This window comes from Streptomyces sp. NPDC048521 (assembly GCF_043199855.1).
Classification (GTDB): Bacteria; Actinomycetota; Actinomycetes; order Streptomycetales; family Streptomycetaceae; genus Streptomyces.
In genome coordinates this window covers 37,854-53,374 of sequence record NZ_JBICWR010000030.1, presented here as the reverse complement: position 1 = coordinate 53,374, position 15,521 = coordinate 37,854, and the positions used below count along the sequence as shown (strand labels likewise).

General features: G+C 73.7%; 14 protein-coding genes. 9 read left to right on the top strand and 5 right to left on the bottom strand.

Annotation, left to right across the window (positions count from 1 at the left end):
- Positions 1 to 36: 36 nt before the first annotated feature.
- Positions 37 to 1,164 carry an alpha/beta hydrolase-fold protein gene (locus tag ACGFRF_RS39350; protein WP_393748562.1) on the top strand — a complete coding sequence of 376 codons (1,128 nt, stop codon included), beginning with the start codon at positions 37 to 39 and terminating at the stop codon, positions 1,162 to 1,164.
- Between the two features lie 97 nt (positions 1,165 to 1,261).
- Complete coding sequence (locus tag ACGFRF_RS39345) at positions 1,262 to 2,665, top strand: hypothetical protein (RefSeq protein ID WP_393748560.1); 1,404 nt, start codon at positions 1,262 to 1,264, stop codon at positions 2,663 to 2,665.
- A gap of 69 nt (positions 2,666 to 2,734) precedes the next feature.
- Here the strand turns inward: ACGFRF_RS39345 and ACGFRF_RS39340 are convergent, their stop codons facing one another.
- Complete coding sequence (locus ACGFRF_RS39340) at positions 2,735 to 4,063, bottom strand: PH domain-containing protein (protein WP_393748558.1); 1,329 nt, start codon at positions 4,061 to 4,063, stop codon at positions 2,735 to 2,737.
- Positions 4,060 to 4,563, bottom strand: coding sequence for a PH domain-containing protein (locus ACGFRF_RS39335; RefSeq protein ID WP_393748556.1), 504 nt, complete (start codon positions 4,561 to 4,563; stop codon positions 4,060 to 4,062). Before ACGFRF_RS39335 ends, ACGFRF_RS39340 begins: the two co-directional genes overlap by 4 nt.
- A 31-nt stretch (positions 4,564 to 4,594) precedes the next feature.
- Between ACGFRF_RS39335 and ACGFRF_RS39330 the strand changes: the two genes are divergently transcribed.
- Complete coding sequence (locus ACGFRF_RS39330; RefSeq protein ID WP_393748554.1) at positions 4,595 to 5,746, top strand: NADH-quinone oxidoreductase subunit D; 1,152 nt, start codon at positions 4,595 to 4,597, stop codon at positions 5,744 to 5,746.
- Between the two features lie 7 nt (positions 5,747 to 5,753).
- Here ACGFRF_RS39330 and ACGFRF_RS39325 read toward each other — a convergent pair whose 3' ends face one another.
- Positions 5,754 to 6,881 (bottom strand): SAM-dependent methyltransferase, encoded by a 1,128-nt coding sequence (locus tag ACGFRF_RS39325; protein WP_393748552.1) that lies wholly within the window; start codon positions 6,879 to 6,881, stop codon positions 5,754 to 5,756.
- Between the two features lie 118 nt (positions 6,882 to 6,999).
- Here ACGFRF_RS39325 and ACGFRF_RS39320 point away from each other — a divergent pair, with 118 nt between their 5' ends.
- A complete protein-coding gene (locus ACGFRF_RS39320; RefSeq protein ID WP_393748550.1) occupies positions 7,000 to 8,205 on the top strand; it encodes a sensor histidine kinase in 1,206 nt (401 codons plus the stop codon).
- Positions 8,206 to 8,302: 97 nt separating this feature from the next.
- Complete coding sequence (locus ACGFRF_RS39315; RefSeq protein WP_393748548.1) at positions 8,303 to 8,974, top strand: response regulator; 672 nt, start codon at positions 8,303 to 8,305, stop codon at positions 8,972 to 8,974.
- A 24-nt stretch (positions 8,975 to 8,998) separates the two neighbouring features.
- On the opposite strand, the gene ACGFRF_RS39310 is transcribed toward ACGFRF_RS39315, so the two are convergent.
- A complete protein-coding gene (locus ACGFRF_RS39310; RefSeq protein WP_393748546.1) occupies positions 8,999 to 10,102 on the bottom strand; it encodes a DUF5937 family protein in 1,104 nt (367 codons plus the stop codon).
- 193 nt (positions 10,103 to 10,295) lie between these two features.
- On the opposite strand from ACGFRF_RS39310, the gene ACGFRF_RS39305 reads away from it, so the two are divergent.
- Positions 10,296 to 10,502: a hypothetical protein gene (locus ACGFRF_RS39305; protein WP_393748544.1), complete on the top strand. Its 207-nt coding sequence runs from the start codon at positions 10,296 to 10,298 to the stop codon at positions 10,500 to 10,502.
- Here ACGFRF_RS39305 and ACGFRF_RS39300 read toward each other — a convergent pair whose 3' ends face one another.
- Complete coding sequence (locus tag ACGFRF_RS39300; protein WP_393748542.1) at positions 10,503 to 11,657, bottom strand: threonine aldolase family protein; 1,155 nt, start codon at positions 11,655 to 11,657, stop codon at positions 10,503 to 10,505.
- Between the two features lie 208 nt (positions 11,658 to 11,865).
- Here ACGFRF_RS39300 and ACGFRF_RS39295 point away from each other — a divergent pair, with 208 nt between their 5' ends.
- Genes ACGFRF_RS39295 through ACGFRF_RS39285 form a run of 3 tightly spaced genes read left to right on the top strand, consistent with a single transcriptional unit; the run spans position 11,866 to position 15,520 of the window.
- The gene (locus ACGFRF_RS39295) at positions 11,866 to 12,813 is read left to right on the top strand and encodes a Rossmann-like and DUF2520 domain-containing protein (protein ID WP_393748540.1); all 948 of its coding nucleotides are present in this window, start codon (positions 11,866 to 11,868) and stop codon (positions 12,811 to 12,813) included.
- Positions 12,810 to 13,802: a pantoate--beta-alanine ligase gene (gene panC, locus ACGFRF_RS39290; RefSeq protein ID WP_393748538.1), complete on the top strand. Its 993-nt coding sequence runs from the start codon at positions 12,810 to 12,812 to the stop codon at positions 13,800 to 13,802. The genes ACGFRF_RS39295 and panC overlap by 4 nt, the downstream gene beginning before the upstream one ends.
- Positions 13,799 to 15,520, top strand: a complete 1,722-nt coding sequence (locus tag ACGFRF_RS39285; protein ID WP_393748536.1) for an L-aspartate oxidase — start codon at positions 13,799 to 13,801, stop codon at positions 15,518 to 15,520. Before panC ends, ACGFRF_RS39285 begins: the two co-directional genes overlap by 4 nt.
- The last annotated feature ends 1 nt before the right edge of the window (position 15,521 follow it).

The window sequence follows — 15,521 nt, the reverse complement described above, 5'->3', positions numbered from 1 at the left end:
GCGGCACGGGCAGAAAGCGCAGGCAGGAAACAGCCCATGAGTCTCACGAGCAACAAAGTGCTGGTGCTGGCGATGGTGGTCGCCGCCGTGCTGTTCTTCGGCACGGTGTGGCTGTGGCCCCGCCTGGCCCGGCAGAACTGGCGGACCGTCAGCGGACGGGTCGGCCTCATGCTGGCCACCCAGGTCGCGATCTTCGCGTCCGTCGGACTCGCCGCCAACCAGGCCTTCGGGTTCTACGCCAGCTGGGCGGACCTGCTGGGCAAGGAGACCGACCCGGGGATCGTCGTCGACCACTCGGCCCACGGCAGCACCGGCGGCCCGCTCCAGGTGGTCTCCACCTCCGACGTGCCGGGCGTGCGCGCCGCGCGGCCGGAGACGGGCGGGCAGATCCAGAAGGTCGACATCGTCGGCCGTACGAGCCACATCGCCACTCCGGCGTTCGTCTACCTGCCGCCGGAGTACTTCCAGCCGCAGTACCGCACGCGTACGTTCCCGGCGGCCGTCGTGCTGACCGGCTACCCGGGCACGGCGCAGGCGCTGGTGAGCAAGCTCAACTACCCGCGTACGGCACAGCAGCTGGCCAAGGACGGGCGGATGCAGCCGATGATCCTGGTGATGCTGCGGCCGACCGTGGCGCCGCCGCGGGACACCGAGTGCGTGGACGTTCCGGGCGGACCGCAAGCGGAAACGTTTTTCGCGAAGGACCTCCCGGAAGCCGTGCTCGCGCACTACCGGGTGGGCAAGCGGCCGGGCAGCTGGGGCGTCATCGGCGACTCCACGGGCGGCTACTGCGCGCTCAAGCTCGCCATGCACCACCCCAAGGTGTACGCGGCCGCCGCGGGCCTGTCGGCGTACTACAAGGCGCCGATCGACCCCACGACCGGTGACCTCTTCCACGGTGACGAGAAGCTGCGCAATCGTGCGGACCTGGGATGGCTGCTCGAGCACGAGCCGGCGCCCGACACCTCGCTGCTCGTCACCAGCAGCAAGGTCGGCGAGCACAACTACAAGGACACCCTCGAGTTCGTGAAGGACGTGCAGGCCACCGGCGTGACCCGGATCTCGTCGATCATCCTCGACAGCGGCGGGCACAACTTCAACACCTGGCGGCGCGAGATCCCGGCGACACTGCAGTGGATGAGCGGGCGGCTCACCGACCACTGAGCCGGCGTACCCCTGATGCCCCGTGAAGCCCGGGAGGTGGCCGTGTTTTTGCGGGGCGGGGGTTCGCGATTCGCCTACGCGCGGTAAGTTTCTGGCCATGCCACGTGGACGCCACCGCCATTCCCCGCCTCTGCACCGGCTGTTGCCTCCCTCGGCGATCGCCGGCGTCTCCGTCGTCTGCGCGCTGGGTCCCTGGGTGTTCTCCGAGGCCACGGTGCTGCGCGTACTGGCCGCCGCCGCAGCGGCGACGGCGGTCGCCGGCGCGGTCGTGATGCGCCGCTGGGACACGCAGGCGGGCAAGCAGGTCGCCGACCTCATGCGCGCGCGTGCCGGCGACGAGTGGCGGTACGAGGAGCGGGTCGCCGAACTGGAGACCGATCTGGAGGAGTCCCGCGAGCTGCGCGTGAAGCTGGAGCAGCGGCTGCGCGCCAAGCGGGCGGAGCTGGCGGGCCTGCGCAACGAGCACGCGGCCCTGCTGCGCCGGTACGCCACGGCGGAGACCGAGCGCGCGAGCGCCCTGGAGGGACGCCGGCTGCTGGAGATCGAGGCGGCCGCGCCCTCGTCCTCGCCGGCGCTGCCGCCCGCGCGGAGCGCCGAGCGGGAGGCGATCGAGGCGGCCCCCGGAGCCGCTGGCGGCTCCGACGGCTCCGGGCGCTCCGGCGGCTCCGAGAACCCCGACGGCGCTGAGAACTCCCGCGGCTCTGAGGCCGCCGACGCTTCCCAAGTCGCCGACGGCCCCGAGGACTCCGGCGCTTCCGAGGACGCGTCGAAGGCGCACGCGGTGTTCTCGCCCGAGGGCTCCCGCTTGTACCGGCGGGCTCTGACGGCCCTGGCCCGGTTCGACCGGGACGCTTCGGCCCCGACGACCGGCACCTCCGAGGTGGAGGCTCCCGAGCCGGAGGGGGCGAAGCGTGAGGCGGCCGAGGCGGGGCCCGTCGCCAAAGGAGAAGCCAGGAAAGGCGCCGCGAACGGCGTGACGGACGAGGCCGGTGCTTCCCGCGAGTCCGGTCCTTCCCGGGACGAGGCCGGCGTTTCCCGCGACGCCGCTGCGTCGGCCGCCGAGGAGGCCGAGGAGCAGGGGCAGCCCGCGGCGGCCGACGGGCATGCGCACGCGGCCGCCGCCACGACAGTCGCGACCACCACGACCGCACCGGCTGCGCCCGCCAAGCCCGTGGCCCAGCCGCCCGCCGGGCACTTCACGGTGCCGACCGCGGTGGCCGTCGTACCGGCCGCGCCGGTGCGGCGTCCGGTGGTCGAGGGCGGTTTCGACTTCTTCGGCACCCAGAAGGACGCACCGAAGGCCGCGCTGGACTCCGTGCAGAACGAGGATCTCGCCGACGTCGTCGGCCAGGAGGCCCTCGCCGTGCACAAGGCCGAGTCGGAGGCCCAGTTCAAGTCGGCCGACGCGCGGTCGCGCGGTGTCGGCCAGGTCATCGACCTGACCGCGCACGACGAGACCGAGCAGATCGACCTCCAGGGACTGCGCAGCGCCGCTTCCTGAGCCGTCAGCAGGTCGCACGCACGACGCATCGGGCCCGGCTTCCCGCGAGGGGGAGCCGGGCCTTGTGTCTCAGCCGGTCATCCAGCGGTCCGGGCGGGCGTCCCGGCGGCCGGTGCGGGACCGCTCCGCCTGCTCGTGCAGCAACCGCGCGGCCTCCTGCGCGTCCCGCAGCCGGGCCGTCACGGTCTTGTCGGCCCCGGTGTCCACGTGGACGTCGGCGAGCCGCCACAGGCGCTCCCAGGGCCCTTGGGTGAGCCGTACGCTCTGCACCTTGGCGTGCGGGACCAGCGAGAGCCTGCGGCGCAGCAGACCGTCGCGGGCGGCGAACACCGTGTCGGTGACGGCGGTGCGGTGTCCGCGCCACCACACCGGCAGGCACCACCGGGCCCGCCGCGGCGACCGCGACAGCTCCCGCGGGACGGTCACGCCGGGCAGCACGCGCGCGATGACCGACTCGGCGAGCGCGCGCGGGGCGACCGGGATCAGCACCGAGTTCTCGGACCCGGCCACGTCGAGTTCCACCCGGACCCAGTCGAGCCGCCGCCACAGGAGCGGCTCCACGACCCGCACGGTCTGCACCCGGCCGGGCGGCACCGTCTCGTGCGCACGGTCGAGCAGGCCGTGGTCGATGTGCAGCCCGTCCGGGGACTCGCTCACCGTCCAGTCGAACTCGGTGACGAACCGTCCCACGCTGCTCGCGCCGGCCGCGCCGAGCAGCGGCAGGGCGGTGGCGAGGACCGTCCACAGGTTGTGGGTGATGAGCCACAGCACGGTCGGTACGACGAGCGCGGCACACAGCGAGCCCCAGGTGGCGCCCGTCAACACCAGGGAGCGCACCAGCTCGCGTGGGGGCACGCGCACCAGCTCGTACGCGGGCGCCTCGCCGACTTCACGCGCCGTCTCGGGCTCGAAACCGGCCGCGCGCGCGAGCAGCTCCGCGCGCAGGGCACGCGCCTCCTGTTCGCCCAGGAAGGCCAGTTCGTCCTTGTCGTCGGCGCCGACGACGTCTATCCGCAGCTTCGCGACGCCCGCCACGCGCGCGAGGAGCGGACGGGAGACGTCCACGGCCTGGATGCGCTCCAGCCGGATGTGCGCGGTGCGCCGGAACAGCAGCCCGGTACGAATGCGCAGTTCGGTGTCGGTGACCGCGAAGTGCGTGAACCACCAGGACAGGAAGCCGTAGAGGCCGGCCACCGGCACCAGCACCGCGACGCCCAGCAGGAGCATGGTGCCGGTCAGCCGTGCCAGCTGCTCCTGGGTGCCGTTCGGGTCGTGCACCGCCCAGCCGGCCAGGACCGCGACCGGTGCCCACGCCCGGCGGAAGGGCGTGACCGGGTGCAGCCGGCGCTCGATGACGGGCGGGCGCTCCGGTATGCCGCCGGGGTCCGGGGAGGTCACAGGCCCGCCGATCGGGCCTCGCCCAGCTCGGTGAGCCGGTCGCGCAGACGTTCCGCCTCTGCCGGGTCCAGGCCGGGGATGGTCGCGTCGGTCGCGGCGGCCGCCGTGTGCAGCTGCACGGTGGCCAGCCCGAAGCGCCGTTCCACCGGCCCGGAGGTCACCTCCACCAGCTGCATCCGCCCGTACGGCACCACCGTCTCCTCGCGCCACAGGACGCCGCGGCTGATCAGCAGGTCGTCGGCGCGCTCGGCATACCGCCACGAGTGCCAGTTGCGTTCGAGCAGCCGCCAGGACCAGGCGGCGAAGGCCGGCGGCAGCAGCGCCAGGGCCGCCCACGCGGGCCCTGCCAGCAGGCCCAGCAGCAGCCCCGTGGCGACCGCGAGCACCCCCGCCCACACCAGCACCAGCACCCGCCGCACGCGCAGCAGGCCGGGCTCCAGCCCCCGCCACACCGGCTCGGCTCCCGGCATTCCGGCCGCTTCCCGGCTCCCCGTTTCCATGGGGCCAGCGTACGTAGGGGAAACTGGGGCCATGACTCCTACGACGGAGACCACGGTCGGGATCGGCGGTGCCGCGGAGAGCACCGACATGGTGCTCAACATCGGGCCCCAGCACCCGTCCACGCACGGCGTGCTGCGGCTCAGGCTCGTGCTGGACGGGGAGCGCATCATGCGCGCGGAGCCGGTGATCGGCTATATGCACCGCGGTGCCGAGAAGCTCTTCGAGGCGCGCGACTACCGGCAGATCATCATGCTCGCCAACCGCCACGACTGGCTGTCGGCGTTCTCGAACGAGCTGGGCGTGGTCCTCGCCGTGGAGCGGATGCTCGGCATGGAGGTCCCGGAGCGGGCGGTGTGGACGCGCACACTGCTCGCCGAGCTGAACCGGGTGCTGAACCACCTGATGTTCCTCGGCTCGTACCCGCTGGAGCTGGGCGGGATCACGCCGGTGTTCTACGCGTTCCGGGAGCGCGAGGTGCTCCAGAACGTCATGGAGGAGGTCTCCGGCGGACGCATGCACTACATGTTCAACCGCGTCGGCGGCCTCAAGGAGGACCTGCCGGACGGGTGGAGCGCACGCGCGCGTGCCGCCGTCGCCGCCGTGCGCTCGCGCATGGACGTCTTCGACGACCTGGTGCTCGGCAACGAGATCTTCCGGGGGCGCACGCGCGGAGTGGGGGCGCTCGCGCCCGAGGCCGTGCACGCCTACGGCGTGAGCGGACCCATCGCGCGCGGTTCGGGCGTCGACTTCGACCTGCGCCGCGACGAGCCGTACCTCGCCTACGGCGACCTCCAGGACACCCTGAAGGTCGTCACCCGCGGCGAGGGCGACTGCCTGGCGCGCTTCGAGGTCCTGCTGGAGCAGACGCACAACGCGCTGGACCTCGCCGACGCCTGCCTCGACCGGCTCGCGGAGCTGGCGCCGGGGCCGATCAACCAGCGCCTGCCGAAGGTGCTGAAGGCGCCCGAGGGCCACACGTACGCGTGGACCGAGAACCCGCTCGGCATCAACGGCTACTACCTGGTCAGCAAGGGCGAGAAGACCCCCTACCGGCTGAAGCTGCGCTCGGCGTCGTACAACAACATCCAGGTCCTGACCGAGCTGCTGCCGGGGACGCTGGTGGCGGACATGGTGGCGATCCTGGGGTCGATGTTCTTCGTGGTCGGGGACATCGACAAGTAGGCCGGCCTCAGGCGAGCGGGTCGGGAATGCCGACGGGCTGGACCAGCCAGCCGAAGTCGCCGAGGCCGCCCGGGGCGATGAGTTCGGCCGCCTCGCCGGCGCTCGCGAGGGCGCGCACGTAGGCGGCGGGGTCCGTGGAGGCGAGCGCGAGCGGGGGGCGTGCGCCGGCGATGTCCAGGGCGCGCAGAGCGGCGCGCTGGGTGAGGAGGCGCGCGGCGGGCAGCGTACGCGCCGCTTCGGCGAGCCTCTGCGCCGTGTCTGCGGGCGCGCGGGACGGGGTGCGCGCCGCGCTGGTGGAGGTGGACGGCATGCCCGGGAGCGCGCGCGTGGTGCACGCCGCCGCGCACGCGTCCAGGGCCACGTGCGCCGTGATGTCGCACGAGCCGTCCGGCACGGGCGCCGTCTCCCGCCCCTCCCGGAAGCCGGTGAGCGTGCCGAACGGGGGCCGCGTGTCCACGGTGTGGGCGTAGTCCACGGCCACCGCGAGCCCGCGCACCACCCGGTCGACGGCGGACGCCCAGGCCCGGTCCCGGGGCAGCCCGATCTCCGCCCGCAGCCCCTCCTCGGCCGGCAGCGGCCACCAGCGCGCCAGCCAGTCCGCCTCCGCGCCGGTCACGGCCTCCCCGAGGCGCTCGGAGCCGTCCCGCGCGACGAGCACCAGCCGGGGCACGCCCGCGGGATCCACCTCGGCGACGTCCACCGGCACGTTGTCCAGCCACTCGTTGGCGAACAGCAGTCCGGTGATCGCGTCCGGGGGCTCGCTCAGCCAGGTGATCCGTGCGTCCAGGCCGCCCGGGCGGTCGGCGAGTTCGACGGCGTACCCCCGCGCGCGGGCGGCCACGTCGGCGGGCAGGGCGGCGAGCACGCCCGTGACCAGTTCGCCCCGCCCGGCGCCCATGTCCACGAAGTCCAGTACCGCGGGCCGCCCCAGCGCCTCGTCGACCCGGCACAGCAGCCGGGCCACGCCCCGCGCGAACAGTTCGGACGCGTGCACGGACGTACGGAAGTGACCGGCCGGACCCTCGGGGCGACGGTAGAAGCCCCCGGGCCCGTACAGCGCCGTCCGGGCCGCCGCGCGCCAGCCGCGCGGCCCGGGCTCCTCGTGGGGCCTGGCCCGCGCCGTCTCATCCGTCACCGGACCAGACTAGGCGCACAGGTGAACACGTCCTCCACCTTGCGGAGTACGTGCGCCGGGCACGGATCGGCCCTCCGGTTGACCCCTGCACACACCTGGTTTCCCTACTCTGGGTTACGTGCAGCGCCTCTATGACTTCCTCCGCCGCCACCCGACCTGGGTCGACACCTTCTGGGCCGTCGTCCTGTTCGGGGCGTCCGGCCTGAGCGTGGTCAATCTCGACGGGGTGCCCGGTCACCACGGGACGATCGCCGCGGGCATGGCCGTGTCCGCGGTCCTGTGCGTCGTCGTCGCGCTGCGCCGCCGGTTCCCGGAGCCGATGCTGCTGCTCGCCCTCGCCACTGGGCTGGCCCAGCTGCTTTTGGACGTGGAGACGACCGTCGCCGACTTCGCGATGCTGGTGATCACCTACACGGTCGCGGCCATCGGCGCGCACTGGGCCTCCCGGCTCGCCCTCGCCGTCAGCCTCAGCGCGGCGGTCCTCGCGCAGATCCGCTGGCCGGCCGAGCACACCGGTTTCCTCGGGCAGATCGCGATAGCGGTCTTCCAGACGGTGCCCTTCGCCCTCGCCTGGGTGCTCGGCGACTCCATGCGCACCCGGCGCGCCTACTTCGCCCAGCTGGAGGAGCGCGCTTCCCGGCTGGAGAAGGAGCGCGAGGCGCAGTCGAAGGTCGCGGTCGCCGCCGAGCGGGCCCGCATCGCGCGCGAGCTGCACGATGTCGTCGCGCACAACGTGTCCGTGATGGTCGTGCAGGCCGACGGCGCCGCCTACGTCCTGGACACCGCGCCCGACCAGGCCAAGAAGGCCCTGGAGACGATCTCCTCCACCGGCCGCCAGGCCCTCGCGGAGATGCGCCGACTGCTGGGCGTGCTGCGCACCGGCGAGCACCAGGAGAGCGGGGAGTACGTCCCGCAGCCCGACGTCGAGCAGATCGACGACCTCATCGAGCAGTGCCGCAGCTCCGGTCTCCCCGTCGACTTCAAGGTCGAGGGCACCCCGCGCCCGCTGCCCAGCGGCGTGGAGCTGACCGCGTACCGGATCGTGCAGGAGGCGCTCACCAACACCCGCAAGCACGGTGGGCCCAACGCGGGCGCGAGCGTGCGGCTGGTCTACTTCGACGACGGGCTCGGCCTGCTCGTCGAGGACGACGGCAAGGGCGCCCCGCACGAGCTGTACGAGGAGGGCGGCGCCGACGGACAGGGGCACGGCCTGATCGGCATGCGCGAGCGGGTCGGCATGGTCGGCGGCACCCTGGACGCCGGTCCGCGCCCGGGCGGAGGATTCCGCATCAGTGCCCTGCTGCCGCTCAAGCCGGCGCACTGACGCCCTCACGCGCCCCGATGGGCACCAGCCGCGCCCCCTCCCGCAACGCCGCCTCCCGACCGCCCCGAACGAAACCGCCCCGAACGAAAGAGACCCGATGACGATCCGCGTGATGCTCGTCGACGACCAGATGCTGCTGCGCACCGGGTTCCGGATGGTGCTCGCCGCCCAGCCGGACATGGAGGTCGTCGCGGAGGCGGGCGACGGCGTCGAGGCCCTTCAGGTGCTGCGGTCCACCGCCGTCGACGTCGTCCTGATGGACGTCCGCATGCCGAAGCTGGACGGTGTGGAGACCACGCGGCGGATCTGCTCCGGGTCCAACCCGCCGAAGGTGCTCATCCTGACCACCTTCGACCTCGACGAGTACGCCTTCTCCGGGCTCAAGGCGGGCGCCTCCGGCTTCATGCTCAAGGACGTGCCGCCCGCTGAGCTGCTGAGCGCCATCCGTGCCGTGCACAGCGGCGACGCGGTGGTGGCGCCGTCCACCACCCGGCGCCTGCTGGACCGCTTCGCGCCGATGCTGCCCTCCACCGGCAAGGAGTCCCAGCACAAGGAGCTGGACCGGCTCACCGACCGCGAGCGCGAGGTGATGGTGCTCGTCGCGCAGGGTCTGTCCAACGGCGAGATCGCGGCCCGGCTGGTGCTGAGCGAGGCGACGGTGAAGACCCACGTGGGCCGCATCCTGACCAAACTCTCCCTGCGCGACCGGGTGCAGGTGGTGGTGCTGGCGTACGAGACCGGCCTGGTGCGCGCGGGCGGCCACGGCTGACGGCCGCGATCCGGGCGCCCCTCCTCAGCGCAGGACCCCCTCGATGAAGTCGCTGCCCAGCCGGGCGACCGCGGACAGGTCCAGCTGGTGCTGCACGTACCGGCCGCGGCGGCAGTCGGTGATCAGGCCCGCCTTCTTCAGCACCGTCAGGTGCCGGGATATCTCCGGCGCGGACATGCCGTGGGCGTCGGCCAGTTCGCCCGTGGTGTGCGGTGCTCGCGCGAGGTGCCGGCACAGCCGCATCCGCACCGGGTGGGCCAGCGCCTCCAGGCGGCGCGTGAGCTGTTCGACGGACGGCGCCTGCGGGCGGGAGCCGCTCACGGGGTAGGTGATCGAGGGCTGCCAGCCGTACCGGTGCAGGACCATCAGGTGCGGCCGGCCGAGGCTGGTCGGCACGAGGACCAGGCCGCCGTCCCCGGTGGCGGTGCGGCCCACGAGAAGCTTGTCGACCGTGACGAGCGCGGCCTCCTCGTCCAGCGAGACGGCCCCGGACAGCGACGAGAGGGCCTCGCCGAGCCCCTTGCGGCGCAGCAACTCGGTCTTGTGCCGGGCGTCGGCGGCGAGTTGCGGCTGGATGCGGGCCCAGGTGCCGGCGAAGAAGGCCTCGTCGCAGTCGAGCATCAGCCGCCGGAACCAGGCGCGGACGGTCGGCGGGTCGTCCAGCAGGCGGCGGGTGAACCGCTCCTGTACGCAACCGCGCGCGGCGGCCAGTTCCAGGGAGCGCCGGCGCAGCTGCGGATCGTCCAGGGGGCCGGGCTCCTGAACGTCGTAGCGCAGCTGGCAGGTGAACTCCAGTGCCGCGTCGACGAACTGTTCGTCCGTCAGCTTGTCCAGCTGGTCCAGTTCCTGGGCGAGGGTGGCGCCGGGCAGTGCGCGCCCGCCGGGGATCGCGGCGAACGGGGCGAAGACGTCCGAGAACGTCGTGCGCCACAGGAAGTCCGCCTCGCACAGCCGGTCGGCCAGGCCCGGCTCCAGACGGGTCGAGACGGCGGTCGCCCAGCCCTGCAGCTCCGGGTGGTGGCCGGGCTCGCTGAGCGCGTGCAGCGCCATCCCCAGCTCCGCGAGCGGGGAGGGCACGACGGAGACCCGCTCCCGCGGCAGTCCGGTGATGTCGATGGTCACGCTCATGCCTGCCATCGTGCACGCGACCACTGACAGTGCCCGCGCCGATTGACGCCGGCCGTCAATCCACGGGACGTCCGCCTTGGACAGGGGAACCTGAAGCACCGGGGCAGCCGCGGCGCCCGAAGTCACCGAGCGGTCGGTGAGCAGTCAGTGGTCACACAGTGATCCGTTCACGTCCCGGGAAGGCGGTCCCGTCATGAGCGTCACCCAGCAGTTCCTCCTCGACGGCTACCGTGCCCGCCCGCACGGCGCGCCGGAACCGCCCGCCCCGGGCCGCCACGACCTCGACGCGCTCCGTGCGCTGCGCGCCCACCGGCGCTTCCGTGCGGTCATCGCCGAGCGCCCGGCGCACGGGCGGCTGCGGCACGTCCTGGAGCGCCGGCTGCGCCCCCGCGCGCGGTGATCACGGCGCGGGCAGGCGGGTGACGAAGTCGGTCGCGGCCGCCCGTACGTCCTGCGCCGTCCACCGCAGTCCGGCCGAGTCGACCGTCACCTCCGTGCTCGCCAGGCCGGGCCCGCCGTCGTGCCAGCCGCCCGCGAAGAGCAGCACCGAGGTCTCCTCCGCCTGGCGCACCGCCGCCTCCTCCAGGACATCGGCGCCGTACGGCAGCCAGACCTGGAACTGGTGGGTGTGCGGCTCCTCCGGATGGACACGCGCCCAGGGCAGCCCGGCCGCGGTGAAGCCCTCGCGCAGCGCGGTGGCCACCACACCCGCGTGCCGCACGTACGCGGGCAGCCGGGGCAGTTCCCGGTCGAGCCCGGCCAGCGCCGACAGCACGGTCGGGAACTGCTGGGCGATCATCCCGCCGTACCGGTGCCGCCAGGTCTTCGCCTCCTCGATCAGCGTCCCCGGGCCGGCGAGCGCGGCGCCGCCGAAGCCGCCGAGGGACTTGTAGAACGACACGTAGACGGTGTCGGCGAGAGCGGCGATCTCCTCCAGGGAGCGGCCGAGCCGGACGGTGGACTCCCACAGACGCGCGCCGTCGAAGTGCACCACCGCATCCCGCTCGCGGGCCGCCTCGACGACCTCGGTCAGCTCCTCCCAGGTGGGCAGCACGAATCCGGCGTCGCGCAGCGGCAGTTCCAGCATCAGCGTGCCGAAGGGCTCCTGGAAGTCGCGTATCTCGGCGGCCGTGGGCAGCCGGGGTTCGCTGGTCACCCGGACCGGGCGCAGGCCGCTGACCTGGCTGAAGGCGTTCCGTTCGTGCACTTCCGGATGGGCGAGCGCGTGCAGGGCGACCGTCGGGTTGCCGGTGCGGGCGGCCCAGCAGCGCAGGCCGACCTGCTGGGCCATCGTGCCGGTCGGGAAGAACGCGGCGGCCTCCGTGCCGAGCAGTGCGGCGACCCGCTCCTCCAGGCGGGCGACGATCCGGTCGCCGTAGAGGTCGGCCTGCTCGTCCAGGTCGTAGACCTCGGGGGCCGCTTCCATCAGCTGTTCCAGCCGTTCGCGGATCGTTCCCCGCAGACCGGGACGCGACAGCACGCGGGCCTGTTTGTGGACGGCCGCCCGCCGCTCCCGTACCGACCGCTTCTCGTCCTGCTCCGTCGCATCGCTCATGCGGGGATCATGCCGTGCCGGACGGGCGCGGGCACCGGAGTTTCCGCGCCGCCACCCGTCGCCCCGGCGCGGCCCGCGACGGCGTGGCGTAACCCACAGCCTGTGGACAACCGCCCGGCCCCGGACCGGATAGCGTTAACATGACGAGAAATCGTTCGGTACATCGTCCGGTACCCAGAGCGGACTGGAACGGGAAGGCCGCCGTCGCGTGAGTACAGTCCACCAGCCAGACCTCAAGGACCGCCCCGCGCGGCTCACCGTAGGCGTCGTCGGCGCCGGACGCGTAGGGCCCGCGCTCGCCGCGTCCCTCCAACTCGCCGGGCACCGTCCGGTGGCCGTCTCCGGAGTCTCCGACGCCTCCCGCAGGCGCGCCGAGGCGATGCTCCCCGACGTGCCGCTGGTACCGCCCGCCGAGGTCCTCCAGCGCGCCGACCTGGTGCTGCTCACCGTCCCGGACGACGCCCTGCCCGGCCTGGTCACCGGGCTCGCCGAGACCGGCGCCGTACGGCCCGGACAGCTGCTCGTGCACACCTCCGGCAGGTACGGCACGAAGGTCCTGGACCCCGCTCTGCGCGCGGGCGCCCTGCCGCTGGCCCTGCACCCGGCGATGACCTTCACCGGCACCCCCGTGGACGTGCAGCGCCTCGCCGGCTGCTCCTTCGGCGTCACCGCGCCCGAGGAGCTGCGCCTGGCCGCCGAGGCCCTGGTCATCGAGATGGGCGGCGAGCCGGAGTGGATCAGCGAGGAGAACCGGCCGCTCTACCACGCGGCCCTGGCGCTCGGCGCGAACCACCTGGTCACCCTGGTCGCCCAGGCCATGGAGCTGCTGCGCACGGCCGGTGTGGAGGCGCCCGACCGGATGCTCGGCCCGCTGCTCGGCGCCGCTCTGGACAACGCCCTGCGCTCCGGTGACGCTGCCCTGACCGGGCCCGTCGCGCGCGGGGACGCCGGTACGGTCGCCGCGCACGTCACCGAGTTGCGCAGGCACGCCCCGCAGACCCTGGCCGGCTATCTGGCGATGGCCCGCGCGACCGCCGACCGCGCGCTCGCACACGGGCTGCTGAAGCCGGAACTCGCCGAGGACCTGCTCGGGGTACTCGCCGACGGGAGCGGTGGCGCGCCAGGCACCGACGGCACCGAGGGGAACGACCGATGAGCACCGTCCTGCTGAGCACGGCCGAAGAGCTGCACGCGCGCGTGCGCCACGGTCGCCGGGCCGTCGTGATGACCATGGGCGCGCTGCACGAGGGCCACGCGACGCTGATCCGCACCGCGCGCCAGATCGCCGGCCCGGACGGCGAGGTCGTCGCCACGGTCTTCGTCAACCCGCTGCAGTTCGGCGCGGGCGAGGACCTGGACCGCTACCCGCGCACCCTCGACGCCGACCTGAAGCTCGCCGAGCACGCGGGCGCGGACGCCGTGTTCGCGCCTCCCGTGGACGAGGTGTACCCGGGCGGCGAACCCCAGGTGCGCATCACCGCGGGACCCATGGGCGAGCGGCTGGAGGGCGCCTCGCGGCCCGGCCACTTCGACGGCATGCTCACCGTCGTCGCCAAGCTGCTGCACCTCACGCGCCCCGACGTGGCCCTGTTCGGGCAGAAGGACGCCCAGCAGCTGGCCCTGATCCGGCGCATGGTGCGCGACCTGAACTTCGGCGTGGAGATCGTCGCCGTACCGACCGTGCGCGAGGAGGACGGGCTCGCCCTGTCCAGCCGCAACCGCTACCTCTCGCCCGACGAGCGCCGTACCGCGCTCGCGCTGTCCCGGGCGCTGTTCGCGGGCCGTGACCGGCACGCCGCGCAGGAGGCGCTGCGCGCGCGGGCCCGCGAAGTGCCCTCCACGCACGCGCGGGCCGAGGCGCTCAGCGCCATAGGGGAGTCCCGCGCGGCGGCCGACGCGCACGCGGTGGCCACGGCCGCGCCCGGTGGTCCGGCGGCCGTCCGCGCCGCCGCCCGCCAGGTCCTGGACGAGGCCGCCCGCCTGGACCCGCCGCTGCGGCTGGACTACCTCGCCCTGGTGGACCCCTCCGACTTCACCGAGATCGGCGACGGCTTCACCGGCGAGGCCGTCCTCGCCGTCGCCGCCCGGGTCGGCACCACCCGGCTGATCGACAACCTCCCTCTCACCTTCGGAGCCGCCTCGTGACCAGCACAGGCATACGACTGCACGCACCCGCCCCCGGGTGGTCCATCTCCGCGGACGTGGTCGTCGTCGGCTCCGGGGTGGCAGGCCTGACCGCCGCCCTGAACTGCGAGGCCGCGGGCCTGACGACGGTCGTGGTCACCAAGGCCCGCCTCGACGACGGCTCCACCCGCTGGGCGCAGGGTGGCATCGCCGCCGCCCTCGGCGAGGGCGACACCCCCGAACAGCACCTCGAGGACACCCTGGTCGCGGGTGCGGGCCTGTGCGACGAGGAGGCCGTACGGATCCTCGTCACCGAGGGACCCGACGCCGTACGGCGGCTGATCTCCACCGGCGCCCACTTCGACACCGACGACGAGGGCGACATCCAGCTCACCCGCGAGGGCGGCCACCACCGGCGCCGGATCGCGCACGCGGGCGGCGACGCGACCGGCGCCGAGATCTCCCGGGCGCTCGTGGAGGCCGTACGCGCGCGTGGGCTGCGCACCATCGAGAACGCGCTCGTGCTCGACCTGCTCACGGACGCCGAGGGCCGCGCGGCCGGTGTCACCCTGCACGTGATGGGCGAGGGCCAGCACGACGGCGTGGGCGCCGTGCACGCCCCCGCGGTGATCCTCGCGACCGGCGGCATGGGCCAGGTCTTCTCCGCGACGACCAACCCCTCCGTGTCGACGGGCGACGGCGTGGCGCTGGCACTGCGCGCGGGCGCGGAGGTCAGCGACCTGGAGTTCGTGCAGTTCCACCCGACCGTGCTCTTCCTCGGCCCGGACGCCGAGGGGCAGCAGCCGCTCGTCTCCGAGGCGGTGCGCGGCGAGGGCGCCCATCTGGTCGACCGCGACGGCGTGCGCTTCATGGTCGGGCAGCACGAGCTGGCCGAGCTGGCCCCCCGGGACATCGTCGCCAAGGGCATCATGCGGCGGATGCAGGAGCAGGACGCCGAGCACATGTTCCTCGACGCCCGGCACTTCGGCGCCGAGATGTGGGAGCAGCGCTTCCCGACCATCCTGGCCGCCTGTCGGGCCAACGGCATCGACCCGGTCACCGAGCCCATCCCGATCGCTCCGGCCGCCCACTACGCGTCCGGCGGGGTCCGCGCCGACGCGCAGGGACGTACGACCGTCCCCGGGCTGTACGCGTGCGGGGAGGTCGCCTGCACCGGCGTGCACGGCGCGAACCGGCTCGCCTCCAACTCCCTCCTCGAAGGCCTCGTCCACGCCGAGCGCATCGCCGCCGACATCGCCGCCACCCACGCCGGGAACGGCCTCCACGCGCGCGTGCCCGCGCCGGTCCCGGACCCCGAGAAGCCCGCGCACCCGCTGCTCGCCCCCGAGTCGCGGTTCGCCATCCAGCGGATCATGACCGAGGGCGCGGGCGTCCTGCGCTCCGAGGAGTCCCTCGCCAAGGCCGCCGACCAGCTTCAGCGGCTGCATGCCGAGGCCCGCGACGCGCTCGACGAGAACGGCAAGACCGCCGAGCCCGGCGTCGACACCTGGGAGGCCACCAACCTCCTGTGCGTGGCCCGCGTCCTGGTCGCCGCCGCCCGGCTGCGCGAGGAGACCCGCGGCTGCCACTGGCGCGAGGACCACGCCGACCGCGACGACACCGACTGGCGGCGCCACATCGTCGTACGGCTCAACCCGGACCGTTCGCTGGCCGTAAGCACCACGGACACCGCAGATTTCCCCCCTACCCGGCACATCCAGCGTTCCCAGGAGCAGTGAC

Coding starts and splice junctions, on each gene's coding strand:
- ACGFRF_RS39345 (WP_393748560.1), top strand. CDS start 1,262: ATGCCACGTGGACGCCACCGCCATTCCCCGCCTCTGCACCGGCTGTTG.
- ACGFRF_RS39350 (WP_393748562.1), top strand. CDS start 37: ATGAGTCTCACGAGCAACAAAGTGCTGGTGCTGGCGATGGTGGTCGCC.
- ACGFRF_RS39305 (WP_393748544.1), top strand. CDS start 10,296: ATGAGCGTCACCCAGCAGTTCCTCCTCGACGGCTACCGTGCCCGCCCG.
- ACGFRF_RS39300 (WP_393748542.1), bottom strand. CDS start 11,657: ATGAGCGATGCGACGGAGCAGGACGAGAAGCGGTCGGTACGGGAGCGG.
- ACGFRF_RS39310 (WP_393748546.1), bottom strand. CDS start 10,102: ATGAGCGTGACCATCGACATCACCGGACTGCCGCGGGAGCGGGTCTCC.
- ACGFRF_RS39315 (WP_393748548.1), top strand. CDS start 8,303: ATGACGATCCGCGTGATGCTCGTCGACGACCAGATGCTGCTGCGCACC.
- ACGFRF_RS39330 (WP_393748554.1), top strand. CDS start 4,595: ATGACTCCTACGACGGAGACCACGGTCGGGATCGGCGGTGCCGCGGAG.
- ACGFRF_RS39335 (WP_393748556.1), bottom strand. CDS start 4,563: ATGGAAACGGGGAGCCGGGAAGCGGCCGGAATGCCGGGAGCCGAGCCG.
- panC (WP_393748538.1), top strand. CDS start 12,810: ATGAGCACCGTCCTGCTGAGCACGGCCGAAGAGCTGCACGCGCGCGTG.